Origin of the sequence: Pseudomonas glycinae, assembly GCF_001594225.2 — a bacterium.
In the GTDB taxonomy this organism is placed as follows: domain Bacteria; phylum Pseudomonadota; class Gammaproteobacteria; order Pseudomonadales; family Pseudomonadaceae; genus Aquipseudomonas; species Aquipseudomonas glycinae.
The window spans coordinates 3,595,582-3,609,719 of the sequence record NZ_CP014205.2; the positions used below are offsets into that span (position 1 = coordinate 3,595,582).

20 protein-coding genes are annotated in these 14,138 nt (G+C 61.6%); 18 read left to right on the forward strand and 2 right to left on the reverse strand.

Annotation, left to right across the window (positions count from 1 at the left end; all coding sequences use genetic code 11):
• The first annotated feature begins 108 nt into the window (after positions 1 to 108).
• The 17 genes from AWU82_RS16300 (at position 109) to recX (ending at position 11,849) form a co-directional block, all read left to right on the forward strand.
• Positions 109 to 618 (forward strand): phage baseplate assembly protein V, encoded by a 510-nt coding sequence (locus AWU82_RS16300; protein WP_011332728.1) that lies wholly within the window; start codon positions 109 to 111, stop codon positions 616 to 618.
• A complete protein-coding gene (locus AWU82_RS16305; RefSeq protein ID WP_064379046.1) occupies positions 618 to 1,016 on the forward strand; it encodes a phage GP46 family protein in 399 nt (132 codons plus the stop codon). Before AWU82_RS16300 ends, AWU82_RS16305 begins: the two co-directional genes overlap by 1 nt.
• Positions 1,006 to 2,049, forward strand: a complete 1,044-nt coding sequence (locus AWU82_RS16310; protein ID WP_064379047.1) for a baseplate J/gp47 family protein — start codon at positions 1,006 to 1,008, stop codon at positions 2,047 to 2,049. The genes AWU82_RS16305 and AWU82_RS16310 overlap by 11 nt, the downstream gene beginning before the upstream one ends.
• Positions 2,037 to 2,636 carry a YmfQ family protein gene (locus AWU82_RS16315; protein ID WP_011332730.1) on the forward strand — a complete coding sequence of 200 codons (600 nt, stop codon included), beginning with the start codon at positions 2,037 to 2,039 and terminating at the stop codon, positions 2,634 to 2,636. Before AWU82_RS16310 ends, AWU82_RS16315 begins: the two co-directional genes overlap by 13 nt.
• A gap of 11 nt (positions 2,637 to 2,647) precedes the next feature.
• Positions 2,648 to 3,742, forward strand: coding sequence for a hypothetical protein (locus AWU82_RS16320; RefSeq protein WP_064379048.1), 1,095 nt, complete (start codon positions 2,648 to 2,650; stop codon positions 3,740 to 3,742).
• 7 nt (positions 3,743 to 3,749) lie between these two features.
• On the forward strand, positions 3,750 to 4,316 hold the full coding sequence (locus AWU82_RS16325) for a tail fiber assembly protein (RefSeq protein ID WP_064379049.1): 567 nt from the start codon (positions 3,750 to 3,752) through the stop codon (positions 4,314 to 4,316).
• Positions 4,317 to 4,338: 22 nt separating this feature from the next.
• Positions 4,339 to 5,265, forward strand: a complete 927-nt coding sequence (locus AWU82_RS16330) for a glycine-rich domain-containing protein (protein WP_064379050.1) — start codon at positions 4,339 to 4,341, stop codon at positions 5,263 to 5,265.
• Positions 5,265 to 5,732 (forward strand): phage tail assembly chaperone, encoded by a 468-nt coding sequence (locus tag AWU82_RS16335; protein ID WP_064379051.1) that lies wholly within the window; start codon positions 5,265 to 5,267, stop codon positions 5,730 to 5,732. The genes AWU82_RS16330 and AWU82_RS16335 overlap by 1 nt, the downstream gene beginning before the upstream one ends.
• Positions 5,733 to 5,773: 41 nt before the next feature.
• Positions 5,774 to 6,670 carry a gp53-like domain-containing protein gene (locus AWU82_RS16340; RefSeq protein WP_064379052.1) on the forward strand — a complete coding sequence of 299 codons (897 nt, stop codon included), beginning with the start codon at positions 5,774 to 5,776 and terminating at the stop codon, positions 6,668 to 6,670.
• Complete coding sequence (locus AWU82_RS16345; RefSeq protein ID WP_064379053.1) at positions 6,671 to 7,117, forward strand: tail fiber assembly protein; 447 nt, start codon at positions 6,671 to 6,673, stop codon at positions 7,115 to 7,117.
• Positions 7,118 to 7,135: 18 nt separating this feature from the next.
• Positions 7,136 to 8,296 (forward strand): glycine-rich domain-containing protein, encoded by a 1,161-nt coding sequence (locus tag AWU82_RS16350; RefSeq protein WP_064379054.1) that lies wholly within the window; start codon positions 7,136 to 7,138, stop codon positions 8,294 to 8,296.
• Positions 8,296 to 8,550, forward strand: coding sequence for a hypothetical protein (locus tag AWU82_RS16355; protein WP_064379055.1), 255 nt, complete (start codon positions 8,296 to 8,298; stop codon positions 8,548 to 8,550). Before AWU82_RS16350 ends, AWU82_RS16355 begins: the two co-directional genes overlap by 1 nt.
• Positions 8,551 to 8,583: 33 nt before the next feature.
• Positions 8,584 to 9,147 carry a glycoside hydrolase family 19 protein gene (locus tag AWU82_RS16360; RefSeq protein ID WP_064379056.1) on the forward strand — a complete coding sequence of 188 codons (564 nt, stop codon included), beginning with the start codon at positions 8,584 to 8,586 and terminating at the stop codon, positions 9,145 to 9,147.
• Complete coding sequence (locus tag AWU82_RS16365) at positions 9,129 to 9,659, forward strand: lysis system i-spanin subunit Rz (RefSeq protein ID WP_064379057.1); 531 nt, start codon at positions 9,129 to 9,131, stop codon at positions 9,657 to 9,659. The genes AWU82_RS16360 and AWU82_RS16365 overlap by 19 nt, the downstream gene beginning before the upstream one ends.
• Before the next feature lie 68 nt (positions 9,660 to 9,727).
• A complete protein-coding gene (locus tag AWU82_RS16370) occupies positions 9,728 to 10,228 on the forward strand; it encodes a CinA family protein (protein WP_064379058.1) in 501 nt (166 codons plus the stop codon).
• Between the two features lie 83 nt (positions 10,229 to 10,311).
• The gene (recA, locus tag AWU82_RS16375; protein ID WP_003222269.1) at positions 10,312 to 11,370 is read left to right on the forward strand and encodes a recombinase RecA; all 1,059 of its coding nucleotides are present in this window, start codon (positions 10,312 to 10,314) and stop codon (positions 11,368 to 11,370) included.
• Between the two features lie 8 nt (positions 11,371 to 11,378).
• Positions 11,379 to 11,849 (forward strand): recombination regulator RecX, encoded by a 471-nt coding sequence (gene recX, locus AWU82_RS16380; protein ID WP_064379059.1) that lies wholly within the window; start codon positions 11,379 to 11,381, stop codon positions 11,847 to 11,849.
• Between the two features lie 64 nt (positions 11,850 to 11,913).
• Here recX and AWU82_RS16385 read toward each other — a convergent pair whose 3' ends face one another.
• A complete protein-coding gene (locus AWU82_RS16385) occupies positions 11,914 to 13,032 on the reverse strand; it encodes an LOG family protein (RefSeq protein WP_064379060.1) in 1,119 nt (372 codons plus the stop codon).
• Positions 13,033 to 13,384: 352 nt separating this feature from the next.
• Between AWU82_RS16385 and AWU82_RS16390 the strand changes: the two genes are divergently transcribed.
• Positions 13,385 to 13,579 carry a hypothetical protein gene (locus tag AWU82_RS16390; protein ID WP_011332745.1) on the forward strand — a complete coding sequence of 65 codons (195 nt, stop codon included), beginning with the start codon at positions 13,385 to 13,387 and terminating at the stop codon, positions 13,577 to 13,579.
• On the opposite strand, the gene AWU82_RS16395 is transcribed toward AWU82_RS16390, so the two are convergent.
• Entirely contained in the window at positions 13,580 to 14,005 is a 426-nt protein-coding gene (locus tag AWU82_RS16395) for a PA3611 family quorum-sensing-regulated virulence factor (RefSeq protein ID WP_064379061.1), read from the reverse strand.
• Positions 14,006 to 14,138 lie beyond the last annotated feature (133 nt).

Consider the following 14,138-nt stretch of genomic DNA (forward strand, 5'->3'; position numbering starts at 1 on the left):
CCCGCGATAGCGGTGGTTACCGCAAACACTACTTTGCCTGACACACCGCCATCGCGGGGCAAGCCCGCTCCCACAGGTTTTGTGTTGGCAAAGTCCTGAGGACAATTCATGAGCCTACTGACACGCCTGCTGGCGCGCGGCACTGTCGTGCTCGCCAATTCGGCATCCAAGCTGCAATCGCTGCAAATGCGCCTCACCGCCGGTGAAGTGAACGACGACATGGAGCACTTCGAACCCTACGGCTTCACCAGCCATCCGCTGGCCGGTGCCGAAGGTGTCGTCACGTTTCTCGGCGGTGACCGTTCTCACGCCATCGCTCTGGTGGTCGCCGACCGCCGTTACCGCCTGCAATCGCTGGCGGCCGGCGAGGTGGCGATCTACACCGACGAGGGCGACAAGATTCACTTCAAGCGCGGGCGGATCATCGACATCGAAACCGCCACGCTCAATATCCGCGCCAGCACCGCCGTGAACTTCGAGACGCCGGTGATCAACCAGACCGGCAAGATCGTTTCCAAGGGCGATCAAGTGGCCGGCGGCATCAGCCAGATCAAGCACGTGCACGTTGGCGTGCAGGCGGGCAGTGGCCAGACCGGCGCGCCGGCGGGAGGTCAGTGATGCTTTTCAGTCAGAACCTCCACGCCGCGCTGACCCGTGCGGTGCTGATCAGCCTGTTCACCTGGCGCCGCGCCGCCGACGACGATGCCCTCGACGACGAGGAGCGTTTCGGCTGGTGGGGCGACACCTTTCCCACCGTGGCCGACGATCGCATCGGCTCACGACTGTGGCTGTTGCGCCGGGTCAAGCTGACCCGCCAGACGCAGATGGACGCCGAGTTCTATGCCCGCGAAGCCTTGCAGTGGCTGATCGATGACGGCCACTGCAGCGCCATCGACATCATCAGCGAACGCCTCGACGCCCAGCGCCTGAACCTGCGCTCGGTCCTGACCCTGGCCGACGGCGAACGCCTGGACATCAACCCCGATAACAGTTGGCAGGTGATCTATGCCGTTTGAAACCCCTTCGCTGCCGGTGCTGATCAAGCGCACCCAAAGCGACCTGGCCGGCGATTCGCTGCGCCAGTCCGATGCGCAAGTCCTGGCCCGTACACTCGGTGGTGCCGCTTACGGTTTGTATGGCTACCTTGACTGGATTGCCGAGCAGATCCTGCCCGACACCGCCGATGAATCGACCCTGGAACGCATCGCCGCACTGCGCCTGAACCAACCGCGCAAACCGGCGCAGGTTGCCACCGGCACGGTCAGCTTCAGCGCCACGGCGGGCGCGGTGCTGGACGCCGATACGTTGCTGCAGGCGAGTGACGGTCGCACCTTCAAAGTCACCGTCGCGCGCACCACCGTCAATGGCGTCAACAGCACCAGCATCGCCGCGCTGGATGCCGGCAGTCTGGGTAACGCCGAGGCCGGGCTGGCGTTGACGCCGGTGCAGCCGATCGCCGGTGTGGTCAGCAACAGTTTTGTGGTGCTGGCGCCGGGGCTCAATGGCGGCGTGGCGCGGGAAAGCCTGGAGTCATTGCGCTCGCGGGTGATCCGCTCCTATCGCGTGATCCCCCACGGCGGTTCGGCCAGCGACTATGAAACCTGGGCGCTGGAAGTACCGGGTGTGACCCGCGCGTGGTGCCGTGGCGGCTTCCTCGGGCCGGGCACCGTCGGCGTGTACATCATGCGCGACGACGATCCGCAACCGGTGCCGAATGCCGATCAACTGGCCGAAGTGCAGGCTTATATCGAGCCGTTGCGCCCGGTGACTGCCGAAGTGCATGTACGCCCGCCGGTGCAGAAGCCGGTGACTTATCAACTGAAGCTGATCCCCGACACCACTGCCGTGCGTGCCGCCGTCGAAACTCAGCTGCGCGACCTGCATAACCGTGAAGCCGACCTGGGCGAGGATCTGTTGATCAGCCATATCCGCGAAGCGATCAGCAGCGCGGCAGGTGAAACCGATCACGTGCTGTCAGCCCCGGTGGCGAACGTGGCCGCGGGTGACAGCGAACTGCTCACCTTCGGGGGTTGCGTATGGCTGCCATAAGAACCGCCGCGCAATACCAGGCGCAACTGCGCGCCTTGCTGCCGAGCGGTCCGGCATGGGATCCGGAGCGCGTGCCGGAGCTTGAGGAAGTGCTGCAAGGCGTCGCCGTCGAACTGGCGCGCCTCGACGCTCGCGCCGCCGACCTGCTCAACGAGATGGACCCGGCCGGCGTCAGCGAACTGGTGCCGGACTGGGAGCAGGTGATGAACCTGCCCGACCCGTGCCTCGGCGCCACGCCGCTGTTCGACGACCGTCGCCTCGCCGTGCGCCGCCGCTTGCTGGCGGTCGGCAGCCAGGCCGTCGGCTACTACCTGGAAATCGCCAAAAGCCAGGGTTACCCCAACGCCACCATCACCGAACTCGAAGCCCCGCGTATGGGCCGTTCGCGTTTCGGCGCAGCGCACTGGGGCACCTGGGAAGCGCAGTTCATGTGGACGCTCAATACTGGCGGCCGCTTGCTGCTCGGCCGGCGTTATGGCGCGAGCTACTGGGGCGAGCGCTTCGGCGTGAATCCGGGCTCGGCGCTGGAATGCCTGATCCACCGGGCGGCACCGGCGCATACCAAGGTGCATATCAACTATGACTAGGGAATAACGCAATGGATTATCCGAAGAGTGTCCCCAGCGTCGGCCTGGTCGATGGCCGGTTCGTCGATGAAAATCCGGTGGCCGGAACGCCCGGCTCCTTGATTCCGGCGGTGTGGGGCAACAGCGTTACACAAGAGATTCTCAACGTGATTACTGGCGCCGGGCTGGCAGCCGCCGAGGCCGATACCGGTCAGTTGCTCAGAGCCATTCAATCGATTGTCGGCAATGCCAGTCCGATGCGTTCGGTGGTAACACGGCTGACTGCATCCAGGGCGTTGACTGACCCGGAGCTGGGCCTGGTGCTGATTGATGGCGGATCCAGTGCCGTGACGGTGACGTTGCCGCCGGCGAACGCGGCGCTGGGTGTACGCGATGTGATTGTTCGGCGCATGGATAACAGCGGCAACCGATTGATCGTTCAGGCGTCGGGTTCCGACCGCATCCGTTTTCACACGCATCTTTCACCCAGCGGTTATCCGTTTTTGGTGTTGATGGGCGGCGGGGATTGGTGGCAGTTGCGCAGCGATGCTGCGGGTAGCTGGTGGCCAGTCGGTCGGTTCGACAACACTCCACTCGGCCGACCGTTTTTTGAAACGACCATCCTGCTCAGTCCCGGTGGCTACGGTGCGCTCAACGGTACAGTCATGAAGCGTGCCGAGTGGCCCTGGTTGTGGGACCACGCGCAGCTATCTGGAATGTTGGGTACCGAAGCCGCGCGTGCGGGCAACGAAGGTAAATGGACGTCGGGTGACGGTGCCGCAACCTTCCGAGGCCCTGAAGGGCGCGGTGAGTTTCTGCGAGTGCTGGACGAGGGGCGGGGCGTGGATGCGGCACGTGCGATGGGTTCTTTTCAGGTGGGCTCGACGCATTCGTATGCCATGGGCGCCAATGGTGCCGGAGCGGTCGGCGCGTGGTGGTCGGACAGCCTGACGAGTTTCGGTGCCGATACTCGTGAAGAACCGCAATACGTGTCCGGGCTGTACAACGGTGGCCCGGTCTTCCCTGCCGGTACGAGTTATCAGCGGGATGCCGCCAACGCCCTGCTGCTGGCGTTCAAGTCCCGCCCTCGCAACATCGCCTATCCCGGCCGTATCAAGCTCATCTGAGGTGCCTATGTTCAACTATCTGTTTGACGGCTCGGGCGCCTTGTCCGGGCCTGTCGAGTTTTTTGTGACCCCGGGCATCGGTATTCAACTGCCCGGCAATGCGGTGGAGTTGTCCTTCGAGTTGCCCGCGCCAGAAGCCGGTCGTACCTGGGCCCTGATCAACGGTGTACCGCGAGAGGTGATTGACCGGCGCGGTCCGGTTTTCCGCAAGGATGGCGGCGGGCAGCAGATCTGGAGTGAGTTGGGGGAGTTGCCCGATACCCTCACAACGCAGCCCTGGCCGGGGGAATTTCATGTGTGGCGCGGCGACGCCTGGCAAGTGGATGAACAGGCCCGATTGCTCAGCATCAGCCAGCAGATGCTGGAACAGCGCGACACGCTGCTGCGCGATGCCGTCCTGCGCATCGCCCCCCTGCAATACGCCGAAGACATCGGCGACGCCAGCCACGAAGAGCAACTGCAATTGCTCGAATGGAAGCTCTATAGCGTGGAGCTGAATCGCATAGAAAAGCAGGCCGGTTTCCCCACTGAAATCACTTGGCCGGCAGTGCCCGGCGCAAGCGTAACCAACTGACCGCAGCACAGGGAACCGTGCAATGGATTATCCAAACAGCATCCCCGGCGTCGGCCTGGTCAACGGCGGTTTTGTCGATGAAAACCCGGTTGCCGGCACGCCCGGATCATTGATCCCCGCCGCCTGGGGCAACAGTGTCACGCAAGAAATTCTCAACGCCATCAAGGCCGCCGGACTGACGCCGGACGAGAGCAAGACCAATCAGTTGGCAACGGCCATTGGCGCCCTGGTCGACTTCACCAAAATGAAAAACACCCCGACCACGCTGGCGGGCTACGGCATCACCGATGCGGTGGGGCGGTTGTTGGCGGTCAGGCAGATCGACGCGGTCGGGATCACGGTTTACCGCCCCAACCCCAATGCGAAAAGGATTCGCGTCCGGCTGGTCGGCGCGGGAGGTTCCGGAGGCGGATGTGCACCTGTCGAGGTGAGCACTCTGCGAATTGGCGGAGGCGGTGGCGCCGGTGCCTATGCGGAAGGTCTGTACGACGTGACAACGGACATGCTCGCCGGCGTGCCGGTCACGCTGGGCGCTGGTGGCGCGTCCCGCACTGTGGCTGGCTTGGCGGGGGGCGGCGCTTCGTTCGGTTCTTTGATGAGTGCTGCCGGTGGCGCTGGCGGATCGGTTCTGGCTGTCGCCGTGGGACCCACGGCGAACGGCTTCGTCCAGGGCGGTCCGGGTGGTCAGGTGGTCACGGGCGGCAATCTGACCAACGCCCGCGGCATGAGCGGTGGGTTCGCGATGTTCAACAACAATTGGGGCGTGCTTTCCGGTACCGGAGGGGCCAGCCCGTTTGATGGCGGTGCGTCGTCCACCGGTATCAACGGCAATGGCTATGCGGGGGTTCGTGGTTCCGGAGGTGGAGGTACCTGCTCCAACAACACGTCTGTGTCGTTTCTGAGCGGTGCCGGCGGCAACGCTTTCTGTGAAATCTGGGAGTACGCGTAATGGTCATGTATGCACGCATTGAAAACGGTGTCGCGGTCGAAGTGATCGACACCGGTGACTACGCGATCGACCAACTCTTCGCGCCTGCTTTTGTCGCTGCGATGGTGCAGGTGCCCGAGGGTGTGAGCGTCGAAATCGGCGCGCCGATGGCCGATGCGACTCCCGCGATCGAACCTTCGTGCGAACCGCAAATTCCTGTCATCGCTCAGGTCGCAATGGTCGACGACAACGAGCCTCTGGCAGCAGAGCGCGCCTGGCGCCAGTCCGCACTCGCAGCCACCGAATGGCAAGTCACCCGCCACCGCGACGAGCAGGAACTGGGACGCGGAACAACGCTCAAGGCCCAGCAATATCTGGAGCTGCTCGAGTACCGCCAGGCCTTGCGTGACTGGCCAGGTGCCGGCGCATTTCCGTCCTCCGTTTTACGACCGTCAGCGCCCCAATGGCTGGCCACGGACATTGGCTGAAGCCCTCACACAACCCATGAATTCAGATAAGGAGATAAACCGTGGACTACCCCAATAGTGTTCCCAGCGCAGGTCTGGTGAACGGCAAGTTTGTCGATGAAGACCCGGTCACCGGCAAGCCGGGATCCTTGATCCCGGCCAGCTGGGGCAACGGCATCACTCAGGAGCTGCTGACCGTCATCCAGACCGCTGGCCTCACCCCGTCCGAGACTCGAACCGACCAAGTGCTGACGGCATTGCGCAGCAACAAACTGTTTGCGACCGCGCCGCAGTTCGACAACAGTCAGTCGGTCGCCACTACCGCTTTCGTGAGCCGCAGCGGTCTGCAGTTTTCCGGTTTCGCCTCCTATCCGACGAGTACGACTTTGACAGCGGCCAGCGTGGGCGGCGTGGCCAGTTTTTCCAGCGCCACGCCGATTACGGCGACCCTGCCTTCCGTTGCCAATATTCCTCATGCCGGGACCCTGCATATCCTCAACGCCGGGAATGGCGTTCTGACGATCAGTCCCACCGGCAATGAAGCCATTGAAACCTGCAACGGCACCATCGGCGCACTCAAGCTTGGCCTCGGTGATTCGGCGCAACTGGTCAAGTTGACCGGACAGTGGCGACTGTACGGCGGATCGATCAGCGACCGGTATGCGACGGCCCATTCCGGCGTCTACGGCAATGTCGGTTACCAGCGCTTTCCCAGCGGCAACATCGATCAATGGGGAGTCGGGACGACCGATTCCAATGGCGATGTCTATGTGACCTTTCCGATCGCATTCCCGACCGCCTTTTCATCGATTGTCGCCATCCATTCGGGCGGCGATGGAGCCATGGTCGTTCAGTACGCGGGATCGGAAAGCCGAACCGGATGCCGTTTGAAGGTCCGCAGTTATAACGGGGCCGTCTCGGCAAACTGGGGTATCTATTATTTTGCAAAGGGCTACTGAATGAACCCGTTCAATGTGTTTTTCAGCGCAACTACCCGGGCCGTTTATGTACCCGGTATCAACACCTCGGACATTCCCGAGGATGTGATCGAAATTCCTCAGGCGTACTGGATCTCCCTGTTGCAGCAATTGGCCGTCTCGCCAAAGGTGATTGGCGTCAACAATGACAACGGGTTTCCGATTCTGGTGGATCCGCCGCCACCGAGTCCCGAAGAAGCAGCCGATATCGAACGCCATTGGCGCACGGCGCAACTGGCCGCGACCGATGGCCTGGTGGCGCGTGATCGCGATGAGCTGGAGGACGGCGGCGGCACCACGCTGACCACCGAGCAATATGCCGAACTGCAAACCTATCGGCGCGAGTTGCGCGGCTGGCCCCAGGCGTCGTTTTTCCCGTTCAGCGAGCATCGTCCGGTAGCGCCGCGCTGGTTGGCTTCGGCGCTCTAGCAGATAAAGGAAACGGAAATGGATTACCCGAAAAGCGTTCCCGGCATCGGGCTGGTGAACGGCAAGTTCGTCAATGAAGACGTCGTCGGTGGATTGCCGGGATCGTTGATTCCCGCGACCTGGGGCAACGGTGTCACCGATGAGTTGTTGAATGTCGTCAAGTCTGCGGGCCTTGAGCCGAGCGAAAACGATGCGACGCAGTTGCTCCTGGCAATCAAAAAGATAAGCCAGGTCGGTGAAGATAAACACGCCGCGGATATCGGCGCTGCCAATCTGTACATGGCCAACTACGTGCCGGCCATCACGACGTTGAAGGACGGGCTGGCGCTGCGTTTCACCGCAGGCAATGCCAATACCGGAGCGAGTACCTTTGCGCCGAATGGCTTGCTGCCCAAGCCGCTTTTGAGTCTGGCGCAGAGTGCATTGCGCCCAGCGGAGATTGTCGCAGGCAGTGTTTGCTCTGTGGTTTACAGCGCTTTGCTGGACAGTTGGCTGCTGGTTTACGCCAGTGGCGGCAACGCCAACAGCGGTCGATTGCTGGGGATCAAGACGTTCACCTCTTCGGGAATTTATGTACCGACGACGGGGATGAAAAATGTGCTGGTCAAGGTGCTGGGTGGCGGCGGTGGCAGTGGTGGAATAGCCGCGACCAACGGCAGCCAGGTTTCACTTGCCGGTGGCGGTGCTTCCGGAAGCTATGCCGAAGCATGGATTTCTTCAGCCGTCATAGGTGCGAACCAAGTCATTACCGTGGGTGCAAAAGGTGCAGCCGGAGCTGTTGCAGCAAGTGCCGGTCCAGGTGGGACCAGCTCCTTCGGCTCTTTGGTGTCTGCACCGGGCGGTGGCGGATCTCCCTCTCTCGGAGTCATCAATGTCACCGATTTTGGCTTGTTCGTCGGTGGCTTTCCGAGCACGAGCGCTACCGGCGGCAATATTGTTAGCAGTTCGGGTGCGGCCGGCAGTCCGGGGATCAACGTCACTGGCTCAATTCTGGCCGGGCATGGCGGGAACTCTCCGTTGGGTGGCGGTGGCTCTGGTAGCAGCGTGGCTCTGAGTCTTGCAGCACCAGGAACCGGCTACGGGGCAGGCGCCGGCGGCATTGCCAACGCCCTCAACCAACCGGGCAGGCCCGGCGGTTCTGGCGCCCCCGGCGTCGTGATCATTTACGAGTACGCCTGATGAAAACCTACGCACGCGTTGTTGAAAACACGGTGGTCGAGCTGTTCTCGACCGATGGAAACATGGTCGAGATGTTTCACCCGGATCTGCTCTGGGTCGACATCACCGATATCACGCCCGCGCCGCAAATCGACTGGTCGGCAAACTTCGGCACCCTTGGCTGGGTGTTTTCGTCGCCGGAGGAAAGTGCCCCGGAGGGAACCCTGAAAACCCTGGCAAAGAAATGGCTGACCGGTCTCGGCCGCCAACCGTGATTCAATCGGGACATCCAGGGAGGATCGAGCATCATGCAAATCACTGAAGACAATCTACTCACCATCATGCCCAACGCCCGCCGCCAAGCGGGCGTTTTTGTTTCTGCACTCAACGATGCCATGGCGCGCCATCGCATCGACACGCCCAAGCGTATTGCCGCGTTTCTTGCCCAGATCGGGCATGAGTCGGGGCAATTGCAGTACGTGCGTGAACTGGGCAACAACCAATACCTGAGCAAATACGACACCGGTACGCTGGCCCTGCGGTTGGGTAACACGCCCGAGGCCGATGGCGACGGGCAGAAGTATCGCGGGCGCGGGCTGATCCAGATTACCGGCCGCACCAACTATCGCCAGTGCAGCCTCGGGCTGTTCGGCGATGAGCGACTGCTGGCGCTACCGGAGCTGCTGGAGCAACCGCAATGGGCGGCCGAATCCGCGGCGTGGTTCTGGGCGCAGAACGGCCTGAACGCGCTGGCCGACCGTGATGAGTTCAACAGCATCACCCGGCGGATCAACGGCGGGTTGAACGGCTTGCAGGATCGCCTGGAACTCTGGGGGCGGGCGAGGGCGGTGCTATGCCAGCCTTCGGTCTGAGCGTCTGGCGGCTGATTGGCCTGGTGCTGTTGGCCGCAGGATCGGCGGCGCTGGCCTGGCAGTTTCAGGACTGGCGCTACGGTCGTCAATTGGCCGAACAGGCCCGGCTGCAGGCCGAGACCCTCAATCAACTGACTTCGGCCGCTGCCGCCGCGCAACAGGCCGAGCAGGACAAGCGTCTGGCCCTGGAGCAAAGGCTCGCGGCCGGCGAACAAACCCATTACCGAGCACTGAACGATGCCCAACGTGATCAGGATCGCCTGCGCGATCGCCTTGCCACTGCTGATCTGCGCCTGTCAGTCCTCATCGACGCAGGCGACGCTGCCCAAGGCTGTGGTGTGCCAGCCGCCTCCGGCGCCGGCGGCGTGGATCATGCAGCCGTACGCGCCCGACTTGACCCGGCGCATGCTCGACGAATTGTCGCCATCACCGGCGAAGGCGACCGCGGACTGATCGCCTTGCAGGCCTGTCAGGCCTATATCAGAGCGCTGGCGCCTGCACATTTTGAATAAGCTTGTGTATTGAAAGCGCAACCGGCTCGTGTACGGTGGTACCCATTCCATCCGATCCGGAGCGCGCCGTGAAAGAAATCACTCAACTGGCGGCCGAACTTGGCCGACGTCTGCAATTGCTCAATTCTCACGTCACTACGGCCGAGTCCTGTACCGGTGGCGGGATTGCCGAAGCCATCACCCGCATTCCGGGAAGTTCGGCATGGTTCGAGGCGGGTTACGTGACCTACTCCAACCGCCAGAAAACCCAGCAGCTGAATGTACCGACCGAGCTGTTCGGCACCGTGGGCGCGGTCAGTCGCGAAGTGGTCGAGGCCATGGTGCGCGGCGCCCAGGAAAAAAGCCTGGCGCGGTTTGCCGTGGCGGTCAGCGGCGTGGCCGGGCCGGACGGTGGTTCGCCGAACAAACCGGTGGGCACCGTCTGGCTGGCGTGGGGCGTGGGCGACCAGGTTTCCAGCGAGGTCCAGCACTTCCCCGGCAACCGCGACGACGTCCGCCGACAAACGGTGAAGGCCGCGCTAGAGGGCTTGCTGCGACTAGCGGCACGAGAAATCGAAAATCAGGGGTAGGCGATCCGTGAACGCTGTGGAATAATACTGGCTACTTATACAGGTGTTGGCCGTCAGGCCTTATTGATTACGTGAGGACTTTAATGGACGACAACAAGAAGAAAGCCTTGGCTGCGGCCCTGGGTCAGATCGAACGTCAATTCGGCAAGGGTGCCGTAATGCGTATGGGCGATCAGGACCGTCAGGCGATCCCGGCCATTTCCACCGGCTCTCTGGGTCTGGACATCGCACTCGGCATCGGCGGCCTGCCAAAAGGCCGTATCGTTGAAATCTACGGTCCTGAATCTTCCGGTAAAACCACACTGACGCTGTCCGTGATCGCCCAGGCTCAAAAAGCCGGTGCGACCTGCGCCTTCGTCGACGCCGAACACGCCCTCGACCCAGAGTACGCCGGCAAGCTGGGCGTCAACGTCGACGACCTGCTGGTTTCCCAGCCGGACACCGGCGAACAGGCCCTGGAAATCACCGACATGCTGGTGCGCTCCAACGCCGTTGACGTGATCATCGTCGACTCCGTGGCCGCTCTGGTACCGAAGGCAGAAATCGAAGGCGAAATGGGTGACATGCACGTGGGCCTGCAAGCCCGTCTGATGTCCCAGGCGCTGCGTAAAATCACCGGTAACATCAAGAACGCCAACTGCCTGGTGATCTTCATCAACCAGATCCGCATGAAGATCGGCGTGATGTTCGGCAGCCCGGAAACCACCACCGGTGGTAACGCGCTGAAGTTCTACGCCTCGGTTCGTCTCGACATCCGCCGTACCGGCGCGGTGAAGGAAGGCGACGAAGTGGTCGGCAGCGAAACCCGTGTCAAGGTTGTGAAGAACAAGGTTGCTTCGCCGTTCCGTCAGGCCGAGTTCCAGATTCTCTACGGCAAGGGTATCTACCTGAACGGCGAGATGATCGACCTGGGCGTACTGCACGGTTTCGTCGAGAAGTCCGGCGCCTGGTATGCCTACGAAGGCACCAAGATCGGTCAGGGCAAGGCCAACTCGGCCAAGTTCCTGGCGGACAACCCGGAAGTCGCGGCCAAGCTCGAGAAGCAACTGCGTGACAAACTGCTGTCGCCAGCTGTGATTGCTGATTCCAAGGCTTCTGCGGTCAAAGAGACCGAAGACGACCTGGCTGACGCTGATATCTGATTGCACCGATGACAACCGCCGTACTCGATACCCTCGTCGCGGTGCGGCGAACCGCCATGGACCTGCTCGCACGCCGCGAGCACGGTCGAGTCGAGCTGACGCGCAAACTGCGTCAGCGTGGCGCTCCCCCCGAGATGATCGAAACGGCCCTCGACCGATTGACGGAAGAAGGGCTGCTTTCCGAAGCCCGATATCTTGAAAGCTTTGTTTCCTATCGCGCCCGCTCCGGTTATGGCCCTCTGCGGATTCGCGAAGAACTGAGCCTGCGCGGTTTGCAACGCGCCGATATCGAACTCGCCTTGCGCGAGAGCGGCATAAACTGGCAGGAGCAGCTAACGGACACGTGGCAACGGAAGTTCTCCGGACAACTTCCCGGCGATGCCAAGGAACGCGCCAGACAAGGTCGATTCCTGGCGTACCGGGGATTCTCGATGGAGATGATCAACCGCTTGTTCAGCGGTAGAGGGATGGACGATTAAATCGCTTCAGCTTCAATCAAAAAAAACGGCCCGCTATTTCGATAGCGGGCCGTTTTTTTTGCCTTCACGTTACCTTCGACGGTTCGCGGGTGCGTTGCGCGGTCTGGGGTTTTGACTGGGCCCAGTTTTCCGGCAGATTGATGTAGTCCACCAGCTCCCGCAGACGCCCGTGGTTTCGGGCATTGAACGCGAATGCCAAGCGCGTCAGGTGACTGAATTGAGCCTCGTCGTGTTCTTCGCCAGCGTAGGCGTGTTGATGGAACTGATCGCTCAGGCACAGATCGGCAAAAGCCTCCTGCATATGGTCGAGGGCCTGATCGCTAAGTTTGTGATTCATGCGAATGACAAACTGGCGCTTGAGCCAGCGGCTGGAGTGGAAGTTGCCATAGAACTGGTTGATCTGCTCCACCGCCTCTTCAACGTTGTAGACCAGGCGCATCAGCTTCATGTCGGTCGGCAGGATGTAGCGGTTTTCCTCCAGTTGCTGGCGGATGAAGTCCAGCGCGCCTTGCCAGAAAGTCCCTCCCGGTGCGTCCAGCAGCACCACCGGCACCAGAGGGCTTTTGCCGGTCTGGATCAGCGTGAGCACTTCCAGCGCTTCGTCCAGGGTGCCGAACCCGCCGGGGCACAACACCAGCGCATCGGCTTCCTTGACGAAGAACAGCTTGCGGGTGAAGAAGAAATGGAACGGCAGCAGGTTATTGGTGCCGTCCACGGTGGGGTTGGCATGTTGTTCGAAGGGCAGGGTGATGTTGAACCCGAGGCTGTGATCGCGCCCGGCACCTTCATGGGCCGCGGCCATGATTCCGCCGCCGGCACCGGTGATGACCATCATGTTCGAGCGGGCCAGCGAGGCCCCGAGTTCCCGAGCCATGGCGTAAAGGGGATGTTCGACCGGGGTTCGAGCCGAACCGAATACCGTGACCTTGCGTCGCCCCTTGAACTGTTCAAGGGTGCGAAAGGCCTGCTCCAGTTCGCGCAGGGCTTGCAGGGTGATCTTGGCGTTCCAGCGGTTGTGGTCTTCCTGGGCCATGCGCAGCACGGTCAGGATCATGTCGCGGTAGATGGGGGAATTCGGGCTGTCGGGTGACACCAGGTTGAGTTGTTCTTCGACCTTGCTGATGAGGTCGTGGCCGCTTTCCTGAAAATGACGGCTGAGCAGGTCATTCGGTTGGTAAGGCATGCAACTTCTCCTTCTGCACAGAGCTTCCGGCCCTGACGTGCGGCGTCAGTGCCGCGCTGCAAGAAAACAAACAGCCGGCAGCTCCTTTCCTGCCGTTAATAAAAGATCGGGAATACGTTGAATCTAGACCCTCAAAGCATTTTTCGCTCATTGAACATCGCGCCGCAAAGTCTTTCCTGGCAACTGCTTATTGCCGCTTTTCGAAGTGTTTTCACCGCTCGTCCGATGCCACGTCGAGGGCTGAATGCTCTGATTTACTAGGTTAAAGGCACCGTGCGACAACTTTGCGTCAACGAGCGTACGCCAGGTGCACGCTATTCAAGGATTTGCGGGTGGCAAGGAGGCGGGACACATGACCAGAGTCATTCTGGAGATCGATGCGCAGCTGTATCGATTGTTGAAAGCATCAGCCGAGACCAATCATGTGAGTCTCGAAGAGGAGTGCTGCCGACGCCTGGCGGGAGGGGAGCGCCGCTCGCGTTACTTGCAGGCCTTGCTGGCCGAACTGCGCGCCGAGGATGAACAGCGGCGCGCCACGTCGAGATGATTACTTCTTCTTCGCTGGAGCCGCTTTCGGGCAATCCGATTCCTGGTAGCTGGCGGAGCCGATCGCCTTGTTGGTTTTCACTTCGGTGAATTCATAACGCATGATCGCGCCCTTGGCCATCAGCTTGCGGTACGACGGGTTGTTGCAGACCGAGGCGCCCAGCTGAAAATACACGGCTTTCGGATCGGCGCGCATTTTGTCGGCGTGGCTCTTTTGCACGCTCAGGTGATTGACCAGCGTGGTGCCTTCGACGGTGTAGCCCTGATCAAGAATGTCTTCGTTGATCGCCCGTGGCGTGCCGACGCTGCTTTGTGCGGCGACATTGCGCAGCTCTCGGTTCAGATTCTGCTCACTCAGGGATGCAGCCTGAGCGCTGAAGGACGAAGCCAGCAGAATGGCAGCGGTGGGAACGATAAGGCGCAGCATGAAACTCTCCTGGTTCAGTGACTGGTGGTTCGACCAGCCACGTGACTGTGCGTTCAGTGGCGGCGAATTATAGGGGAGCCGGTCGGGAGGGTACAGGCTTGTGCCCGTCGCTCTGGTAAACTGCCGGCCTTTA

What these genes read in the sequence shown, in the direction of transcription:
- AWU82_RS16300 (WP_011332728.1), top strand. Translation starts at nt 109, where the DNA reads ATGAGCCTACTGACACGCCTGCTGGCGCGCGGCACTGTCGTGCTCGCC.
- AWU82_RS16305 (WP_064379046.1), top strand. Translation starts at nt 618, where the DNA reads ATGCTTTTCAGTCAGAACCTCCACGCCGCGCTGACCCGTGCGGTGCTG.
- AWU82_RS16310 (WP_064379047.1), top strand. Translation starts at nt 1,006, where the DNA reads ATGCCGTTTGAAACCCCTTCGCTGCCGGTGCTGATCAAGCGCACCCAA.
- AWU82_RS16315 (WP_011332730.1), top strand. Translation starts at nt 2,037, where the DNA reads ATGGCTGCCATAAGAACCGCCGCGCAATACCAGGCGCAACTGCGCGCC.
- AWU82_RS16320 (WP_064379048.1), top strand. Translation starts at nt 2,648, where the DNA reads ATGGATTATCCGAAGAGTGTCCCCAGCGTCGGCCTGGTCGATGGCCGG.
- AWU82_RS16325 (WP_064379049.1), top strand. Translation starts at nt 3,750, where the DNA reads ATGTTCAACTATCTGTTTGACGGCTCGGGCGCCTTGTCCGGGCCTGTC.
- AWU82_RS16330 (WP_064379050.1), top strand. Translation starts at nt 4,339, where the DNA reads ATGGATTATCCAAACAGCATCCCCGGCGTCGGCCTGGTCAACGGCGGT.
- AWU82_RS16335 (WP_064379051.1), top strand. Translation starts at nt 5,265, where the DNA reads ATGGTCATGTATGCACGCATTGAAAACGGTGTCGCGGTCGAAGTGATC.
- AWU82_RS16345 (WP_064379053.1), top strand. Translation starts at nt 6,671, where the DNA reads ATGAACCCGTTCAATGTGTTTTTCAGCGCAACTACCCGGGCCGTTTAT.
- AWU82_RS16350 (WP_064379054.1), top strand. Translation starts at nt 7,136, where the DNA reads ATGGATTACCCGAAAAGCGTTCCCGGCATCGGGCTGGTGAACGGCAAG.
- AWU82_RS16355 (WP_064379055.1), top strand. Translation starts at nt 8,296, where the DNA reads ATGAAAACCTACGCACGCGTTGTTGAAAACACGGTGGTCGAGCTGTTC.
- AWU82_RS16360 (WP_064379056.1), top strand. Translation starts at nt 8,584, where the DNA reads ATGCAAATCACTGAAGACAATCTACTCACCATCATGCCCAACGCCCGC.
- AWU82_RS16365 (WP_064379057.1), top strand. Translation starts at nt 9,129, where the DNA reads ATGCCAGCCTTCGGTCTGAGCGTCTGGCGGCTGATTGGCCTGGTGCTG.
- recA (WP_003222269.1), top strand. Translation starts at nt 10,312, where the DNA reads ATGGACGACAACAAGAAGAAAGCCTTGGCTGCGGCCCTGGGTCAGATC.
- recX (WP_064379059.1), top strand. Translation starts at nt 11,379, where the DNA reads ATGACAACCGCCGTACTCGATACCCTCGTCGCGGTGCGGCGAACCGCC.
- AWU82_RS16385 (WP_064379060.1), bottom strand. Translation starts at nt 13,032, where the DNA reads ATGCCTTACCAACCGAATGACCTGCTCAGCCGTCATTTTCAGGAAAGC.
- AWU82_RS16390 (WP_011332745.1), top strand. Translation starts at nt 13,385, where the DNA reads ATGACCAGAGTCATTCTGGAGATCGATGCGCAGCTGTATCGATTGTTG.
- AWU82_RS16395 (WP_064379061.1), bottom strand. Translation starts at nt 14,005, where the DNA reads ATGCTGCGCCTTATCGTTCCCACCGCTGCCATTCTGCTGGCTTCGTCC.